Annotated in this window: 17 protein-coding genes and 1 riboswitch; of the genes, 10 read left to right on the top strand and 7 right to left on the bottom strand. The window is 35.1% G+C overall.

The annotated features are described in order from the left end of the window. Window positions 1-20 precede the first annotated feature (20 nt). A riboswitch (TPP riboswitch) is annotated at window positions 21-125 on the bottom strand. Window positions 126-222: 97 nt separating this feature from the next. Further along, entirely contained in the window at window positions 223-672 is a 450-nt protein-coding gene (locus HNQ35_RS06615) for an Hsp20/alpha crystallin family protein (protein WP_146936561.1), read from the bottom strand. A 313-nt stretch (window positions 673-985) separates the two neighbouring features. On the opposite strand from HNQ35_RS06615, the gene HNQ35_RS06610 reads away from it, so the two are divergent. Continuing rightward, window positions 986-2,269, top strand: a complete 1,284-nt coding sequence (locus tag HNQ35_RS06610; protein ID WP_146936559.1) for an acetyl-CoA hydrolase/transferase family protein — start codon at window positions 986-988, stop codon at window positions 2,267-2,269. Between the two features lie 150 nt (window positions 2,270-2,419). Continuing rightward, on the top strand, window positions 2,420-3,046 hold the full coding sequence (locus HNQ35_RS06605) for a YpjP family protein (protein ID WP_146936557.1): 627 nt from the start codon (window positions 2,420-2,422) through the stop codon (window positions 3,044-3,046). Between the two features lie 115 nt (window positions 3,047-3,161). On the opposite strand, the gene HNQ35_RS06600 is transcribed toward HNQ35_RS06605, so the two are convergent. Further along, window positions 3,162-3,911 (bottom strand): HAAS domain-containing protein, encoded by a 750-nt coding sequence (locus HNQ35_RS06600; protein WP_146936555.1) that lies wholly within the window; start codon window positions 3,909-3,911, stop codon window positions 3,162-3,164. Between the two features lie 23 nt (window positions 3,912-3,934). After that, window positions 3,935-4,252: a PadR family transcriptional regulator gene (locus HNQ35_RS06595; protein ID WP_146936751.1), complete on the bottom strand. Its 318-nt coding sequence runs from the start codon at window positions 4,250-4,252 to the stop codon at window positions 3,935-3,937. 290 nt (window positions 4,253-4,542) lie between these two features. Between HNQ35_RS06595 and HNQ35_RS06590 the strand changes: the two genes are divergently transcribed. The 4 genes from HNQ35_RS06590 (at window position 4,543) to HNQ35_RS14410 (ending at window position 8,004) form a co-directional block, all read left to right on the top strand. Further along, entirely contained in the window at window positions 4,543-4,749 is a 207-nt protein-coding gene (locus tag HNQ35_RS06590; RefSeq protein ID WP_146936553.1) for a protein YkzT, read from the top strand. A 199-nt stretch (window positions 4,750-4,948) separates the two neighbouring features. After that, window positions 4,949-5,989, top strand: coding sequence for a lactonase family protein (locus tag HNQ35_RS06585; RefSeq protein WP_146936551.1), 1,041 nt, complete (start codon window positions 4,949-4,951; stop codon window positions 5,987-5,989). 340 nt (window positions 5,990-6,329) lie between these two features. Continuing rightward, window positions 6,330-7,235 (top strand): hydroxymethylglutaryl-CoA lyase, encoded by a 906-nt coding sequence (locus HNQ35_RS06580; RefSeq protein WP_146936549.1) that lies wholly within the window; start codon window positions 6,330-6,332, stop codon window positions 7,233-7,235. Between the two features lie 205 nt (window positions 7,236-7,440). Continuing rightward, window positions 7,441-8,004, top strand: coding sequence for a helix-turn-helix domain-containing protein (locus tag HNQ35_RS14410; RefSeq protein WP_146936547.1), 564 nt, complete (start codon window positions 7,441-7,443; stop codon window positions 8,002-8,004). Between the two features lie 100 nt (window positions 8,005-8,104). On the opposite strand, the gene HNQ35_RS06570 is transcribed toward HNQ35_RS14410, so the two are convergent. The 4 genes from HNQ35_RS06570 to HNQ35_RS06555 form a co-directional block, all read right to left on the bottom strand. Further along, window positions 8,105-8,425, bottom strand: a complete 321-nt coding sequence (locus HNQ35_RS06570; protein ID WP_146936545.1) for a diguanylate cyclase domain-containing protein — start codon at window positions 8,423-8,425, stop codon at window positions 8,105-8,107. Next, window positions 8,385-9,047, bottom strand: coding sequence for a diguanylate cyclase domain-containing protein (locus HNQ35_RS06565; RefSeq protein WP_146936543.1), 663 nt, complete (start codon window positions 9,045-9,047; stop codon window positions 8,385-8,387). Before HNQ35_RS06565 ends, HNQ35_RS06570 begins: the two co-directional genes overlap by 41 nt. A 199-nt stretch (window positions 9,048-9,246) precedes the next feature. Continuing rightward, window positions 9,247-9,846 carry a class I SAM-dependent methyltransferase gene (locus HNQ35_RS06560; protein ID WP_146936541.1) on the bottom strand — a complete coding sequence of 200 codons (600 nt, stop codon included), beginning with the start codon at window positions 9,844-9,846 and terminating at the stop codon, window positions 9,247-9,249. Between the two features lie 125 nt (window positions 9,847-9,971). Continuing rightward, entirely contained in the window at window positions 9,972-10,145 is a 174-nt protein-coding gene (locus HNQ35_RS06555; RefSeq protein WP_170226623.1) for a hypothetical protein, read from the bottom strand. A 251-nt stretch (window positions 10,146-10,396) separates the two neighbouring features. On the opposite strand from HNQ35_RS06555, the gene HNQ35_RS06550 reads away from it, so the two are divergent. From HNQ35_RS06550 to HNQ35_RS06535, 4 genes are all read left to right on the top strand, one after another. Beyond that, entirely contained in the window at window positions 10,397-12,934 is a 2,538-nt protein-coding gene (locus HNQ35_RS06550; RefSeq protein ID WP_146936539.1) for a PIG-L family deacetylase, read from the top strand. Between the two features lie 225 nt (window positions 12,935-13,159). Beyond that, entirely contained in the window at window positions 13,160-14,323 is a 1,164-nt protein-coding gene (locus HNQ35_RS06545) for an ROK family transcriptional regulator (protein WP_146936537.1), read from the top strand. Window positions 14,324-14,340: 17 nt separating this feature from the next. Further along, window positions 14,341-15,432: an extracellular solute-binding protein gene (locus HNQ35_RS06540; RefSeq protein ID WP_146936535.1), complete on the top strand. Its 1,092-nt coding sequence runs from the start codon at window positions 14,341-14,343 to the stop codon at window positions 15,430-15,432. A 26-nt stretch (window positions 15,433-15,458) separates the two neighbouring features. Next, the gene (locus HNQ35_RS06535) at window positions 15,459-16,550 is read left to right on the top strand and encodes an ABC transporter ATP-binding protein (protein ID WP_146936533.1); all 1,092 of its coding nucleotides are present in this window, start codon (window positions 15,459-15,461) and stop codon (window positions 16,548-16,550) included. Window positions 16,551-16,556: the final 6 nt, after the last annotated feature.

Genomic DNA, 16,556 nt, shown 5'->3' with positions numbered 1-16,556 from the left:
ACCTTAGGGCATACCTTCTCCACTTTATTTCACCACATCCCTACGTTAGTATTAACTAAACAGGTTCGAAGGGTTAGAACGTGTGAAACGTTCACTCTCAGCGAAAAGCTCCCCTTGTGGTCACTTCATTATGTATTCCTTGCCATCATAACAAATATATATCCGATTTAAAAGTAAAGAACCATGTCACCTGCAGTAGGGACATGGTTTAATCATTATGAATTAAAGAATGTCAATTCGTTTTGATTCTGGTTCTTTCGTTTCTAGTTTTGGAAGTTTAATTTTTAACACGCCTCGTTTTAATTTAGCTTTAATCTTATCTTCATCAACATTGTCTACATAAAAGCGTCGAATAAATTCGCCGTAGTGGCGCTCTTTACGAATGATTTTATCTTCTTCATCTTTTGCTTCTTCTTCTTCTTCGCGTTTGGCATGAATGGTTAAGTAATTATTATCTAATTGAATCGTAATATCATTTTTGTCAAAACCAGGTAGTTCAGCTTCAACATGATAAGCATCTTTTGTTTCCCTGACATCCGTACGGAAAGAATTGAAACTACCGTTTAAAGGTGCAATTCCTTCCTGGTCAAACACTTCATTGAAGGATTTTAACATGCGTTCGAACAAATCTAGCTCTTCACTCTTTCTTCTAAATGGCTTTAAGTCAAACATATGATTTTCCTCCTTCTTTTTGTGTACCTTTCATTTTTATTATACCTTATTTTCCCAAGTTGTTCGGTTAATTTTGTTATTTTTCAATGAAATGTCATAGTTCACACCATTGTAAAATTCATCATTATTCGACAAGAAATTCAATATGGATGACAGATAACAATTTATTTTGTAAAGTATATACAGATGTTGTTTTTGCTGTTGTTTATTATGGAAATTTAATCAAGATAATGGACATGTTAAACATTACAGCAATGAGTTGAGAATGATCTAAGAGGTTAGGGTAATTAATTTCCAAAGGGGGAAGAGCAATATGGACTTGCAAAAATTGTATAACGAAAAACTTTGTTCTGTAGAGGAAGCGGTTTCACTTATTAAACCAGGGTATGATTTGATCACACCGATATTAGCTGGAGAACCTTATAAATTAATGAAGCAATTAGAATCTCATGAAGGTCTCTCGGGGAACCGTTTAATTCAAATGTTTTCGACTCGTGATGTCATCGATGTTGAACCAGAAAAACTTCAAATTATTAGTACTTTCTTAGGGGCATCAGAAAGAAAAGCATTTAAAGAAGGAAAAATTGATATCTTACCAAATCATTTTTCTGATATGCCTAAATTATTAAAGCAATTTACGAGAAATCAAGTGGCGATGGCAGTTGTTTCACCGATGGATGATGAAGGGTATTTTTCAATGGGGACAAACTGTGACTATGTATCGACGTTATTTCCTTATGCTAAACATATTATTTTAGAAGTGAATGAACATATGCCACGTACATACGGAGAGAACCGTGTTCATATCTCTGATGTAAGTGCATTAATCGAAAACCATGAGCCAATCCCAGCATTACCTGATTTAAGAGTATCAGAGAAAGACCGTATCATTGGTGAATATGTAGCTGAGTTGATTGAAGATGGGGATACCATTCAAATAGGATTCGGCTCTATTCCAAATGCGATTATCGAACAGTTAAAATCACATCGTAATCTATCTGTACATACAGAGATGATTCCGGAGAAGATTATCGATTTATTTGAAGCTGGAGCTGTCACAAACGAAAACAATATATTTAAAAAAGGAAAATTGACTGCAACATTTGCATTTGGTTCACAGCGCTTATATGATTTTATTCATGAGAATGAAGATATTTATATGCTACCTGTTAATAAAACAAACAATGTTATAGATCTATCAAAAATGAAAAGCTTAGTCACAGTCAATGCGGCAGTTGAAGTAGATTTCCTTGGTCAAGTGAATTCAGAAATGATCGGCGGTACTTATTGGTCTTCTTCAGGTGGACAAGCTGATTTCCAAATCGCTTCACATCTTGCTGAAAATTCAAGAGGTATTTTAACATTACATTCAAGTGTAAAAAATGATACGATCTCAAAAATTGTGCCGACATTAAATCCAGGAACACCAGTCACAACATCTAAAAACGATGTAGATTATATCGTGACAGAATATGGTGTAGCCAGACTACGTGGAAAAACAATCCGTGAACGTACGAAAGAACTTATTCGTATTGCACATCCTAAATTTAGAGAAGAGCTTGAATTTGAAGCGAAGAAGATGGGTTATTTACTATAAATTATTTCCCCTGGACAAATGCTGTCCAGGGGTTTTTATATAAAAAAGAAGGTTTAATCATATAGACGCTTATCGTTGTTCATGTTAAAATGATGGTATTATAAGTAAGTAGGCTCGTGACATAAAGTTCAATGTAAAGAGGGTTGTTATATGAAACTTTGGTTGCGAAAGCTTGTCGTTGCTTTCGTTGCGGTTATGACACTGGGGATTTACATTCCTCCAATTACATTAACGGCTGATGCGGATGAAAGTAAAGACACTATATCGGAAAAATCGAATATCAATGACGAACGTTCAACGACTGCTGTTAGTGAAAATGAGATAGAAGAAGAGCAGTGGGATCAAGAGACTTTTGGAGACTTTCCTGATCTAAAAGAAGTCTATCTCGAACAACTAACAGAAAATGCGAAAGACCAAGCCTTTATGAAGTTTGGACCACGTATGATTGACCGCTTAGAAGATGAGTTTATAACGGATATTTTACCAGCTATTGAAGATGTATTAGAAGCGGTCATCGCCCAAGCTGATGAAGATGAGCTACGTTATTATGCGATTACTGAGGAACCAGCTCGTGGTTTCGGAGAGCGTATTTTTAACGTATATGATATGAGAAATCAATCGGATATAGTTCGCTTTCATGTTCGCCGTGAAAATCGTCCATTAGAAGGCTATTGGTTTAATTTCCATTATCATTTAAGTGATGACCAATTTGAAACACATCATAATATTGGTGAAATCTACTGGGATAAAAACATCCCGCCTAAGTGGATGTCTTAAATTCAAAAATAAAACCAGATGACTCCCAGATAAGAGCCATCTGGTTTTATTCCTTTCATATAACTTGCATGACATTCTTTTACGGTTAAATAAGAAGGATTGTCATGCGAGTTTTTTATTTTTCTTTGCGAAAGACAAGCCAAAGATAAAGAGCAATTCCACCGTATGTGATGAGAAGACTGATTAACAGCTGCATTTCTAATTGTAATGATGTAAAACTTAATAAATATTCAGGGAGAACAAGCAATAACAAAACAACAATAAGTATACTTGTCTTTGCCCAAAGGGTCATCCCAATAATAAGAATGGCAGAAAGTGCGACTACAAGCCACGTCCCTGTTTCACCAAAATGAATCATCGGAGAATCAATACGATCATTAAAATAAAGGATAGCTACAAAAACTGCAACGGGAATGGACATGACAGGTGTCAACATGATGATTGCCTTTGTGTCACTTATTTGCCGTTTTGCGACGAATTTCATGGATGCAAATACAAGTACAATAAATAGAATACTATTGGCGACATGACCAACAATTTCAAAGACCGAATAGGCTAGCTCACCTTTTAAAACATCGCTGAAAACTCTAAAGGTAAAAGAACCGACAATAATCAGTAAAATATATTTAAACCACCCAGAAACATCCATGTCCATTTCCTCTGAAATCATTTCCATATATTCGGCAGGTGAGTTTCCGACAATTTTTTCAATCGGTTTTCCATTTTTTTCAGCCTCTAGTAAGTGCATTTCTAGTTCATTTGTAATGTCTTTAATCTCTTCAAACTTCTTTCCGTTTGCAAATAAATAAGCATGTAAGTCTTCTAAAAATTTATGACTCTTCTTAGATAATTGTGGATTTGTCATTTGTTTCAACTCCTTATTTAAGATTATGAACTATTTACTCCATTCTGAAGTACTTGATTGACACTTTGCTGTAATTGTTCCCACCGAGTTATAAAATGTTGAAGTTCTTTTTCTCCTTTCTGGGTGAGCGAATAATATTTACGGCGAGGTCCAGCCGTTGATTTTTTAAATGTTGCTGATACAAGTTCCTCGCGCTGCATCCGCATAAGCATTGGGTAAATCGTACCTTCGCTGAATGACTCAAATCCATAAGCTTCAAGCTTTTCGGCTAACTCGTATCCGTATACTTCCTTATTTTTAATAATCGCTAAGACACAGCCATCAATAATCCCTTTTAGCATTTGTGTCGATGACAAGCACATCATCTCCCCTTCACTCACTACATTGCAATGCAAGGTATATATTTAGAAAAAATCTTGTCATACAAGGAAGAAATATACTTATATTTATTACCTTGCATTACAAGTTAGGTCCATTATAAAATATAAACTCTTGTCATGCAAGGGTTATCTATGTTTGACATCTATGTTAATTGTAACGTATTTGTGAAATAAATCACAAACCACTTCCTTTTATATAACAGATTTGCTATAATAATATTGCATCATAAAAACGAAGGATGGTGATCACGTTGAACAAAGGTACAGCTATTTTATTAAATGATGATCAAACGGTTACATGCATAGAAGATGTTGAACGTTCTATGTATAAGGAAATGAAGGAACTAGCAGGTTGTACGGATTACCATATTAAAATGGGTGATAGAGAGATTTGTTTTGCGGATGTTCAGTTTGTTTTTTGGTGCGCTAATGATGTTGACTGGGATTACGGATACTAACTGTTATATAATAGATTGCTATTATTACCCCCTGCATACTGAGCACCATCATATATGTACCGAGTGTATGTTCTGCATTCGGTATTTTTTTATTTTTATGAGCAATCAAGTACCGTTTGTATCAAAGGTATGAATGGATGTTAACATGATATAATAGAAAATATGGTAAAAATGATATTTTATTGAAGGGGGAAATCATGTGTCAAAAAAAGTAATTGGCTATGTAGGTACATACACAAGAAAAACGAGTAGAGGTATCTATCGTTTTGAACTTGATATAGAACATGGGAAGTTTACAAAGCTAGAATTAGCGTCACAAATGAATAATCCAACATATTTAGCGATTAGTGAGGACAATAAATATTTATATTCCGTTGCTCAAGACGGAGATATGGGTGGAGTAGCATCATTTGAAATTAATCAACACAATGGTGAATTACGTTATATGAATCGAAAATTGGAAGAAGGCGCACCTCCTTGTCATGTTGATATTCAAGGTGATGCACTTCTAGCTGGGAACTACCATAAAGGAACGGTTAAATGGTTTGAAGTAAGTGATCACCGAAGTATTAATAAAGAAGTCGTAACCGTTACACATGAAGGACATGGACCCCACAAACGTCAAGAAAAGCCGCATGTTCATTTTACAGGGCACACACCAGATGGAAAGTATATTGTTGTTGTCGATCTTGGAACGGATGAACTAGTTACTTATAAAAAGGAAGAAAAATCACTTAAAAGAATTGAAATGTATAAGGCGAAACCTGGAAGTGGACCACGTCATATGGCTTTTCATCCGAACGGAAACATAGCATACTTATTAACGGAGCTTAGTTCTGAAGTGATTGTGCTTGATTATGATTCAGAGACGGGTGCATTCAGAGAGAAGCAAATCATCCGTGTCATTCCTAATGATTTTACAGAAACAAATGATGCTAGTGCGATTCACATCTCATCCGATGGAAAATTTGTATATACTGGAAATCGTGGTCATAATAGCATTACAACTCTTAAAGTAGATGAGGTAACTGGTCAGCTGACACTTATAGGACATACGCCAACAGGTGGAGAGTTCCCAAGAGATTTCTCACTTGACCCGAGTGAGAAGTATATAGTTGTAGCGAATCAGCATTCAAACAATCTTGTCCTTTTTTCACGTGATGAAACGACGGGTCAATTAATAGCACTCGATTCTAAAATTCACGTACCAGAGGCGGTATGTGTTAAGTTTCTATCTTAATAACTTTGCTCATAATGTGTTATGAAGGGCTGCTCAACAAGTCTTGACTAACTTGTTGAGCACTTTTTTTATTTTAGTTTTAGATGTTCCTTTATCGTTCAACTTCTCACGATCCCCCTTTTAAAACATTTTCAACTATATATAAAAATTCAGAAATATTAGTTTGAACAGTTGACAAAAAGTCACTATGTATTATATATTTAATTCAACAATGTTGAATAATAGTAAACATAATTGAAACAAACTCATTTTAAATAATAATTTATAAGATGAACACGTGAAAGCGCATACATTTTAGTAGATATAGACGTTAATTTCGATCATAAAGGAGGGGTTATAAGTGAGACGTTGGCCAGAATATGTTCAGATTAAAGAAGTCGGGCCAAGAGATGGTTTGCAAAATGAGAAAAAACGTGTTCTGACAAAGGATAAAATCACTTGGATTAATAAATTATCTGAATCGGGAATCAGTGAGATTGAATACTCATCATTTGTTCATCCCAAATGGGTGCCACAACTATCTGATGCCCATGAAGTCGGAAAAAGTATTAAGCGCCATCCACATGTTCGCTACTCAGCACTCGTTCCGAATATGAAAGGGTTAGAACTCGCACTTGATGCAGGCATTGACGGAGCATCTGTTTTTATGTCAGCAAGTGAGTCTCATAATAAGAATAATATTAATAAATCGATTGCCGAGACATATCCTGTTTTAAAAGAGGTTATTGTAGAGGCGAAAGCGGCTGGAAAACATGTGACAGCATATGTGTCAACAGTATTTGATTGTCCATTTGAAGGGAGCATTTCCCCAGATCAAGTGGTTGCTGTTTGTGATCGGCTTCTTGAGTTTGGAGCAGATGATATTTCATTAGGTGATACACTCGGTACTGCTGTTCCTTCACAAGTAGAAGCATTGCTAGATGAGGTGCTTCGTCGTTATCCAAAAGATAAAATCATCATGCATTATCACGATACAAGAGGGATGGCCATCGCTAATATTATGACATCACTTGAATATGGTGTGACGCGCTTTGATAGCTCAATAGGTGGTCTCGGCGGATGCCCATATGCTCCAGGAGCGGCAGGTAATGTGGCGACGAATGATATTTTATATTTACTTCATGGCTTGGGAATTAAAACAGGTATAGATGAAAAGAAAGTCGATGAAGCAGCACTTTATATTCAAAAAAAATTGGGAAAGACACTGCCTAGCAAATCACTTGCATATGCAAGTGCACAGCAATAAAGACACGTTTGCTAGGAGGAGACGGATAGAACCATCTTCTGCATTTAAAGGAAGATGGTTTTTTTATATGATTATTGTTTGTTATCAATAACATGCCGGTCTTAATGACATTGACTATGACAGATAACCTAGGAACAAATCTTGACTGAATCACGCGCCTCACTTATGATAAGAACATCATACATAGTACGTTAGTAAGGGGGAAATAACAATCAACCTTCAAGATATCGGTAAAAAAATTAGACAAGCTCGTCATCGTAGTAAGAAGACACAGCAGGAAATCGCCGACCAATGTGGTATTTCCAAAAGTATGTTGTCAAAAATCGAGAATGGTCAGTCAGCTGCAGCCGTAGCCACACTTTCAAAAATAAGTGAAGCATTAAATATACCACTTTCTTGGATTCTTGATAACCGTCCAGAAACAGATCTCGTCTTACAACCGAAATCGATGCGGCAATCTAAAGTAGGACATGAAGATATGGGTTATTCATATGAGCTTCTAGCGAAATCACGTTTTTCTAATATTGAACCAGCAATTGTTCATGTTACCCCTAAAGATGCAAACTTGCGCCATGAACCATATACACATTCAGAAGATGAATTTATATACGTTTTAGAAGGAGAAATATATCTACTTTACGATCAAGATAAGCATCATCTTAAGGAAGGAGATACAGCTTACTTTAAGGGAACGAAACCACATTTATTTATACCTGTCGATAATGATGGCGCCAAAGTGTTAACGGTTTTTATTGAGGGAATAGAATAGACAGTAAGACGGGTTCATGACGATTTCTGTTCATTAGGAAGTTGAAATAACGGTAATTTTGGCGGTTTTAGCTCTATTATGTTAAAGAGCCAAAACCGTTTTAACTTTTTTGATATCCTTTAATTTGATAATAACGATTGAGTTCAATATGTTGATCAGGTGTATTAAAGCAATAAGCATTGCCACCTTTCTTTTTGGCATAGCTCATCACTGTCTCTGCTTTATTAATAAGTGATTCTATAAAATAGATTTGATTTGAGCATTGCTCTTCCATCATACCTGTACTAATGCCAACACTAATTGATAAGCTAACTTTTAAACCTCTTACATCATAAGACATACTAAGTTGTTGGATGAGTTTTTTAACAATGGCTTTAATGTCATTTTGGCCGTATGATGACGATAAACTCGTCCCAGCCAAGCCGAGAAATAAAGTCTGCTTTACCTAGACAATATTTGAGACGTCGTGACACTTTTTTAAGAACAATGTCCCCCATATGATGATCGAACTCATCATTCACTGCTTTAAAACGATCAAAATCTAAAAACAGGACGGTAAATTGCGGGTGATTTGTTCCTGAATCAACATCGAGCCACTGGCTAAGTGCATTTCGATTAGGTAATGCGGTTAAAGGATCATAGAATGCCAACTTCTTAATGATTTCTTCATATTCTTTTCGCGCAGTAATGTCGTGGTGAAGCGCTATACATTGATATAACTCCCCACCGTCATTAAAGAAAGGAACGATTGTCGTGTCTACCCAATAATAAGATCCATCTTTTGCACGATTTCTTATCTCTCCACGCCATACTTGACCATTATGAATCGTTTGCCAGAGGTCTTTAAAAACTTCCGAATGATGAAGTCCAGAGTTGACAATTTTATGTGTGTTACCAATTAATTCTTCACGGTTATATTTTGAGATTTTACAAAAATTATCATTTACTGATTGAATCACACCATGTTGATCTGTAACTGCGACAATTGTGGATTCATTTAATGCCTTTTCGATGTTTTTTAGACGTCTTAATACGTTATCCAACTTAGTCTAATGATCCATTTGTCAGTTTCCCCTTTAATTAACATTACAACAAAATCATACCATAAATGTGACTAAATTCACATAAATGAAGCAGGATTATGGTGAAAAATAGCCCTTTTTATCGATATTTATGTTAAATAATTATTTACAAATGGTATTAAAAATCCGCCCCTATTATTAAAATAGACGCGGAGTACCTTTATTTTCTTAATATGACTTGAATTACATGACCAGTACCAGTATGTCCTGTACCTTCAATTCGTTCAGCTTCACCGTAATAGAAATGGAGACATTTATAAGGGTTAATCCAATTCAGAATATCTACTGGATCATATAAATGATCGAGAACAGGTGGACCGCCTGTTTTATAGTCAAATTGCTCTTTAGAATAAACTTCAAATAAAACATGACCACCAGGTTTCACTGAACCAATGATATTCTGGATAAACTTTGCTTGTGATTCCCCAGGAACATGGCCGAATACCATGACAGCTGCATCAAACGTGTTAGCAGGTACTTTTTCAGCTATCAGGTCCTTTTGTACAGTTTTTACATATACTTCATGTTCAGCTGCTAATTGTTCGGTTTTTCTTAATCCTGCCGTTGCTTGATCATATGATGTCACATCATGTCCGAGTGTTGCGAGGTAAACGGCATTTCGCCCTTCCCCTTCAGCAAAACATCCAACCTTTGATTTTTCAGGTATCAATGAGCTTTTTTCACGGATAAATTCATTTGGCTTTTTACCATAGAAATAGCCTTCCTTTGAAAAACGTTCATTCCATTTATTTTTAGACATTAATCTGTCCCCTTTATCGATTATTAAGCATTGTTGTTATTATTTTATCATGTATGAAAAATATGTTTAACAATGTGCTTGCATAAAAAACCCCACCTGTATTTGGTGAGGTTTTTTGAAATAAGTTATTGTGCATCTTTATTATTGAAAGGTGCTAGTAAGATTATTAATCCAAAATAAAACATCATTAGCCCCATAAAAGTATAAAAAGATAAGAAAATATCATTTTTAAACATATAGACAGAGGCTGAAACGACTAAAGTAATGAGAATGACAAATAAATGTTTAAAGCGTTTCATGACTATCCCCCAAATCTTGTAAAGTCACTCTAACATAATTATATCAAACAGCATATCAAAGGTCATAGCAAACTCGTGACAAGTTTGTGAGATAATGACCATAATAATCACCTGCTTTAAAAAAATAGGTCTTTAAGCATATTTACTTCTCAAAAAATATGTGATAATTATGATTATACACGCTATTAAATTATGTTAGTTAGTTTTGATAACTAACAAACTTCGTGTAAGAACATTAAGGGGGTAAAATAATGCAATATAAAAATGTAAGGGCTTACAATTTGTGTCGATTTTGTTCTGTTGTTTTATCAGTAGTGCTTTTATTAACAATGGTGACAACAACTTTTGCGAAACCGAAAGATTATACTACTACAGAAGATAGAGAACTGTGGAATGAATTGAAGCCACTTAGTACAACTGTCACATTTCTTAACACGGGTGCACATCCAGATGATGAACGTAGCGATTTTTTAGCATATTTATCTCGTGGTCTAGGTGTAAAGACGGCTAGTTTGATAGCAAATAGAGGAGAAGGGGGACAAAATGAGATTGGTAATGAGTTAGGAGATGCCTTAGGAATAATACGTTCCAACGAGATGATTGAAGCATCTAAAATAACTGGGGTAAAAGCATATCATTTAAGTAATACAACATCTGATCCTATTTATGACTTTGGTTTTTCAAAGTCACCGGATGAGACATTAGAAAAGTGGGGCGAGGAATTAACTTATGAACGCTTCATACGCTTCATAAGAACGTATAAACCTGACATTGTTATGCCTTCATTTAGAAACGTTGATAGTCAGCATGGACACCATAGAGCGATTACAATATTAAGTGAACGCGCATTTGAAGATGCGGCAAACCCTAATGTTTTTCCTGAACATTTTGAAGAAGGATTGTCAACATGGCAAATAAAGAAACTTTACTTACCAGCAGAATCCAAGGAAACAAGTACCACGTCTATCGAGATTGGTAACTACGATCCAATTTATGGGATGACTTATCCACAATTAGGCGAAATGTCTCGCTATATGCACAAAAGCCAAGGAATGGGAAGGGATATACCAGTAGAACCAAGGCAAGTTCATTTAGAGCTAGTTAAAACGTCTGTGGAGTCTAACAATCAAGAGCTATTTTCAGGGATTCCGTATGATTTCCGCGAATGGGGTCAACTTATTAATTATAAGGGATTAAGTAATCAATTAAGTCAATTACAAGAAAAACTAGATTATCTCGTATCGCTTTATCCGAACAGAGAATCTGTTTACAATGAGTCCTTGTTAGTATTAGATGAAATACAAAAGCTGATTACAAAAGTAAGGAAAGCAAAACTGAATGATTCTTTGAAAGAAGATTTATTGCATAAGCTTGAAATAAAAGAATCCCAATTAAACGATGTCATATTCATATCATCTAACTTGGAGGTTACTTTATCAATTGATACCAATGTATTAACTCGTGGTGAAGAAGTAACGGTAACAGTAGAATTATTGAATAATGGATCTCAGCGCATTAAACATATTCAAACGACTCTCGAGACACCAGCTCAGTGGTTTAATGAAGGAATTGTAAAATTAAAACATTTAGACCCTGGTAAAAAGGAAAGACTTCAGTTTAAAATAACGGTGTCAGAAGACGAAGCATTTTATCACCCCTATAAAGAGGATTTTATTAAATCTTTAATTACTTTTAAAGATAAGGGTGTGGAAGTAAAGTCATTGATAGAATTTGAAGATACTGTAGCAGTCTTACCTAAATTAAGTCTTTCAACTCAACCTGAAAGTATCATTGTTAATACACTGGATATACAAGAAGAAATACCAGTAACAGTAAAAGTGAAAAATTATGCTTCAAAAGGAACGAGTGCAACCGTTTCTTTAAATTTACCAGAAGGCTGGACGAGCAATCCTAAACAAAAAGATGTTTTCTTGGAGGAAAGATTATCTGAAAAAGAAGTGATATTGAACATAAAACCACCAAAACATGTAAAAAAAGGTGAATTTAATATCACTGCGAAAGCAGAAACAGATGGGGAAATTTTTGATAACACTGTGCAGGAAATATCATATGATCATATAAATAACGAATATTTTATATATCAATCAACAATAAAGGCAGCTGCGTTTGATCTAAATATCCCCGACCAATTAAAGGTTGGTTATATTGAAAGTGGATTCGATAATATAGCAAATCATTTAATAGATCTCGGATTCGATGTAACGAAACTATCTGAAACAGAGTTATCTAGAGGAGACTTGTCTATATATGACACGATTGTTGTAGGTATTCGTGCTAATTTATCGAGACCAGATTTAGTAGAAAATAATCAAAGCCTTTTAGATTATGTAAGAAATGGTGGTCATGTCGTGATGCAGTATCATAAACCGGGTGATAATTGGGATACGATACGTACACCACCATACCCAATCAAAATTGGGACACCTTCAATTAGGTGGCGTGTCACAGATGAAACAGCACCAGTTACGATGTTAAATCCAGATCACAAACTATTTAATTATCCAAATAAGATAACTGAAAGTGATTGGGATCATTGGGTACAAGAGCGTGGCCTTTATTTTCCAATGGAATGGGACAAAAAATATGAGACATTTGTCAGTATGGGAGACCCTAATGAAGAGCCACTTACAAGTGGTATACTAATGGCCAAGTATGGACAAGGAACCTACTTATATACAAGCTTGGTGTTTTATAGACAGCTAGATCATCAAGTAGCAGGGGGTTATCGAATTTTTACCAACTTAATAAGTTACGGCTTGGAACAATAAAGTTTTGCGAGCCCTTTTAAATTGATATAAGAGGGTTCGCATAAACCTATTAATTTTTTATTTCGAAAACTTTGCAAAATCCTTTACAAATGTAAGTGCTTTCATATATAATAAACATAACGGTTGGTTTGTAAGTAAATTTAATTAACTAAAACAATGAGGCAATATGTAAAGAAATTAATCCCATTTATTTTATCTGAATAAGTCATGTTAGGGGACGTAACAATGCAAAAAAAGAATGCAAAACTTATTAAGCAAATCAATAAGCGACTCGTATTAAAATGTATTCGTGATGACGAGCCGATATCAAGAGCTGATATAGCAAAAAAAATTAGAATTAGCCGTCCGACCGTATCAACTTTAGTTAATCAGTTGATTGAGGATGAATGGGTAAATGAAGTTGGACAGGGCGATTCTACAGCAAGTGGTGGGAGAAAACCTATAAATTTAATGTTTAACCCGAAGAAATATTATATTATCGGGGTTGATATTGGTGGAACAAATGTATCAGTAGGGATGACTGATTTAAATGGTGAAATATTATCTTATGATGAGTTTCCTACACCACAAAACACTACAGATGAATTGTTTGAAAAATTACAATCTACTGTTGAACAGATGATTAAGAAAAAAAGTATACCACAATTTAAAATATTCGGAATGGGAGTTGGTGTACCTGGAATCACAAATGTTCAAGATGGATTTGTTTATGATGCTCCAGCGTTAGGCTGGCAAAATTACCCTGTTAAAAAAGAGTTAGAAAAATATTTTGATTTTCCATTTTACATAGATAATGATGTGAACGTAGGTGTATTAGGGGAACATTGGAAGGGAAAAGGAAAAGACAAGAAAAATATCATTTATATCGCAATTGGAACAGGAATCGGAAGTGGAATTATCATAAATAATGAATTATATCGCGGAACCAACTATAGTGCTGGTGAAATGGGTCATATGGTTACAGATCGGTTACACGCAAAAGACTTTCAACCAACCTATTCTGGATATGGTTTTTTAGAAAGCATTGCAGGCGGCTCGGCAATTGGTCAAATGATGACTGAACGAATTAATAAGAAAGTTCATGCAAAAGAAGTATTTAATATGTATCAGGAGGGAAGCGGGGATGCAAAAGAAGTAGTAAATTTCGCTATTGAAAATTTAGCACTTGGGATCGCAAACTATATATCTCTATTAAATCCGGAAATTATCATTCTAGGAGGTGGTGTGAGCGGAGCGTATCCAATCATTAAAAATCAGATAAACGATATTTTAAAGCGCTATACACCGCAATCATGTGAGTTAGCGCAAACTGCTTTTGGTAAAGAAGCAGGGGTGGTTGGGGCAGCAGCGTTGTTTTTGAAAGAGCATGATAGTATTTTAAACATTTAAAGAAAAGGGGAATAAAAATGCAAAATATGTTTAAAAGAAGTTTTTTATTCATGGCACTATTATTATTCGGTATGTTTTTAACGGGTTGTATGGCAAGTGAAGATAAAAAAGATACAAATGATAAGCAAACCACTGGAAATGAAGACTTAGAAGAAAAAGTAGTTGTGTATTCGCCGCATGGAAAAGATATTTTAAGTGATTTTCAGAAACAATTTGAGGAAGAGTATGGTATTAAAATGGAGTTTTTAGATATGGGGTCTCAGGAAATCCTTGACCGTGTTCGTTCAGAAAAAAATAATCCTCAAGCCGATGTTTGGTGGGGTGCTCCTCAGGTAAACTTTGATCAAGCTAAGGAAGAAGGATTGTTACAAGAATATAAGCCATCCTATGCTGACGCATTAGATGAGATGTATTATGATCCAGATTGGATGTGGACAGGTACTTCCATTACGCCAGAAGTGATTTTATATAACTCAAAAGAACTATCAGAAGACGAAGTACCGAAAGATTGGGATGATTTACTAGATCCAAAGTGGAAAGATGATATCATTATTCGCTATCCACTTGCTTCAGGAACAATGAGAACGATTTATTCAGCTATGATTTATAGAACATATAAAGATACAGAAGATCCTAGCGAAGGTTATGAATGGTTAAAGAAATTAGATGATAACACAAAAGAATATTCCGCAAACCCAGAAATTATGTATAACGATATCGCTAAAGGGGTAGGTAAATTAACGGTTTGGAATATGCCTGATACTGTTATGTTAGCAGAGGAAAAGGATTACCCATTTGACTATGTTATTCCCGAAAGTGGGACACCTGTTCTTACAGAAGGAATTGCAATAATTAAAGACGCACCACATCCAAAAGCCGCTGAGGCTTTTTATGAATTTGTTAATACGCCAGAGGCTATGCAGCTTTTAGCAGAGAAGTATTATCGTATTCCTACACGAACAGATGTAGAGAATTTACCTGATTGGATAACAGAGACGGAAATTAAACCAATGGATATAGATTGGGCTCTATTCCAAGAAAAATCTGATGAATGGATGGATTATTGGGATAACCATATCAAAAATGCCAGTAAGGATAAGAGTGAATAACATGCTATAAAAGGGGTTGCTGTTTAATGTCAACAGTACATTTATCACAAATTACAAAGCAGTTTGGAAAGGTGACAGCAGTCAAGAATCTAGATCTAGTTATAAATGAGGGAGAATTCTTTACGTTTCTAGGCCCGAGTGGATGTGGTAAAACAACAACTCTAAGAATGATTGCTGGATTTTACTATCCAACAGAAGGGGTCGTTAAGTTTAATGAGAAGGATATGACGACCGTTCCACCAGAAAAACGTAACACGGGCATGGTTTTTCAGAACTATGCCCTCTTTCCTCATATGACTGTTTATGAAAATGTTGCTTTTGGTTTAAAGGTTAGAAAAATAAGTAAAAAGGAGACAAAACAACGTGTTGAAAGTGTGCTTGAAAAGGTACGATTAAAGGAATATATCAATCGTCAAGTAAGTCAACTTAGCGGTGGTCAACAACAGCGAGTTGCTCTAGCCAGGGCGTTAGTGATAGAACCTGATATTCTTTTATTAGATGAGCCATTAAGTAATCTTGACGCTCGTTTACGTGATGAAATGCGAGCAGAGCTATTGAGATTACAAAGAGAATTTGGGATTACAACTGTTTATGTCACACATGATCAAGTAGAAGCACTGACGATGAGTGATCGGATAGCAGTCTTTAATTTCGGGGAATGTCAACAAGTTGGAACGCCAACAGAAATATATAATAAACCTGTTAATGATTTTGTTGCTCAATTTATTGGTGAAACTAATCTCTTACCAATAATATACGAAAAAACAATAGATTCACAAAGAGTTTACCGTTATAAAGAAACATCTATTTATGTAAATGAATCAAGTCATAACATAGCTAAATATCAGGAAACAGATGAACTGTATATTTCTGTACGTCCAGAAGCTGTGATAATATCAGAGAATAAAATTGAAGGTAACAATGTGTTTGAGGGAGTCATTGATCTTGTTCAATTTACAGGAGAATCTTTACATCTATTAGTGAAAATAGATGATAATACAACGATAAGGGTGACAGAATTAAATCAAGGCATTGAATCTTATAAAAAAGAAGGCACTAAAGTCTACGTACAGTTACCTGAAAATCGTGTCCGTGTAGTTCCCAAGATGAAGGAGTGACCATTT

Source organism: Cerasibacillus quisquiliarum (assembly GCF_014202495.1).
Classification (GTDB): domain Bacteria; phylum Bacillota; class Bacilli; order Bacillales; family Amphibacillaceae; genus Cerasibacillus; species Cerasibacillus quisquiliarum.
Note: the sequence above shows the minus strand (reverse complement) of the source record. Positions and strands in the feature narration are given on the sequence as shown.

Bases quoted from the DNA above. Each gene is read 5' to 3' on its own strand.
- HNQ35_RS06615 (WP_146936561.1), bottom strand. From the start codon at position 672: ATGTTTGACTTAAAGCCATTTAGAAGAAAGAGTGAAGAGCTAGATTTG.
- HNQ35_RS06610 (WP_146936559.1), top strand. From the start codon at position 986: ATGGACTTGCAAAAATTGTATAACGAAAAACTTTGTTCTGTAGAGGAA.
- HNQ35_RS06605 (WP_146936557.1), top strand. From the start codon at position 2,420: ATGAAACTTTGGTTGCGAAAGCTTGTCGTTGCTTTCGTTGCGGTTATG.
- HNQ35_RS06600 (WP_146936555.1), bottom strand. From the start codon at position 3,911: ATGACAAATCCACAATTATCTAAGAAGAGTCATAAATTTTTAGAAGAC.
- HNQ35_RS06595 (WP_146936751.1), bottom strand. From the start codon at position 4,252: ATGCTAAAAGGGATTATTGATGGCTGTGTCTTAGCGATTATTAAAAAT.
- HNQ35_RS06560 (WP_146936541.1), bottom strand. From the start codon at position 9,846: ATGTCTAAAAATAAATGGAATGAACGTTTTTCAAAGGAAGGCTATTTC.
- HNQ35_RS06555 (WP_170226623.1), bottom strand. From the start codon at position 10,145: ATGAAACGCTTTAAACATTTATTTGTCATTCTCATTACTTTAGTCGTT.
- HNQ35_RS06550 (WP_146936539.1), top strand. From the start codon at position 10,397: ATGCAATATAAAAATGTAAGGGCTTACAATTTGTGTCGATTTTGTTCT.
- HNQ35_RS06545 (WP_146936537.1), top strand. From the start codon at position 13,160: ATGCAAAAAAAGAATGCAAAACTTATTAAGCAAATCAATAAGCGACTC.
- HNQ35_RS06540 (WP_146936535.1), top strand. From the start codon at position 14,341: ATGCAAAATATGTTTAAAAGAAGTTTTTTATTCATGGCACTATTATTA.
- HNQ35_RS06535 (WP_146936533.1), top strand. From the start codon at position 15,459: ATGTCAACAGTACATTTATCACAAATTACAAAGCAGTTTGGAAAGGTG.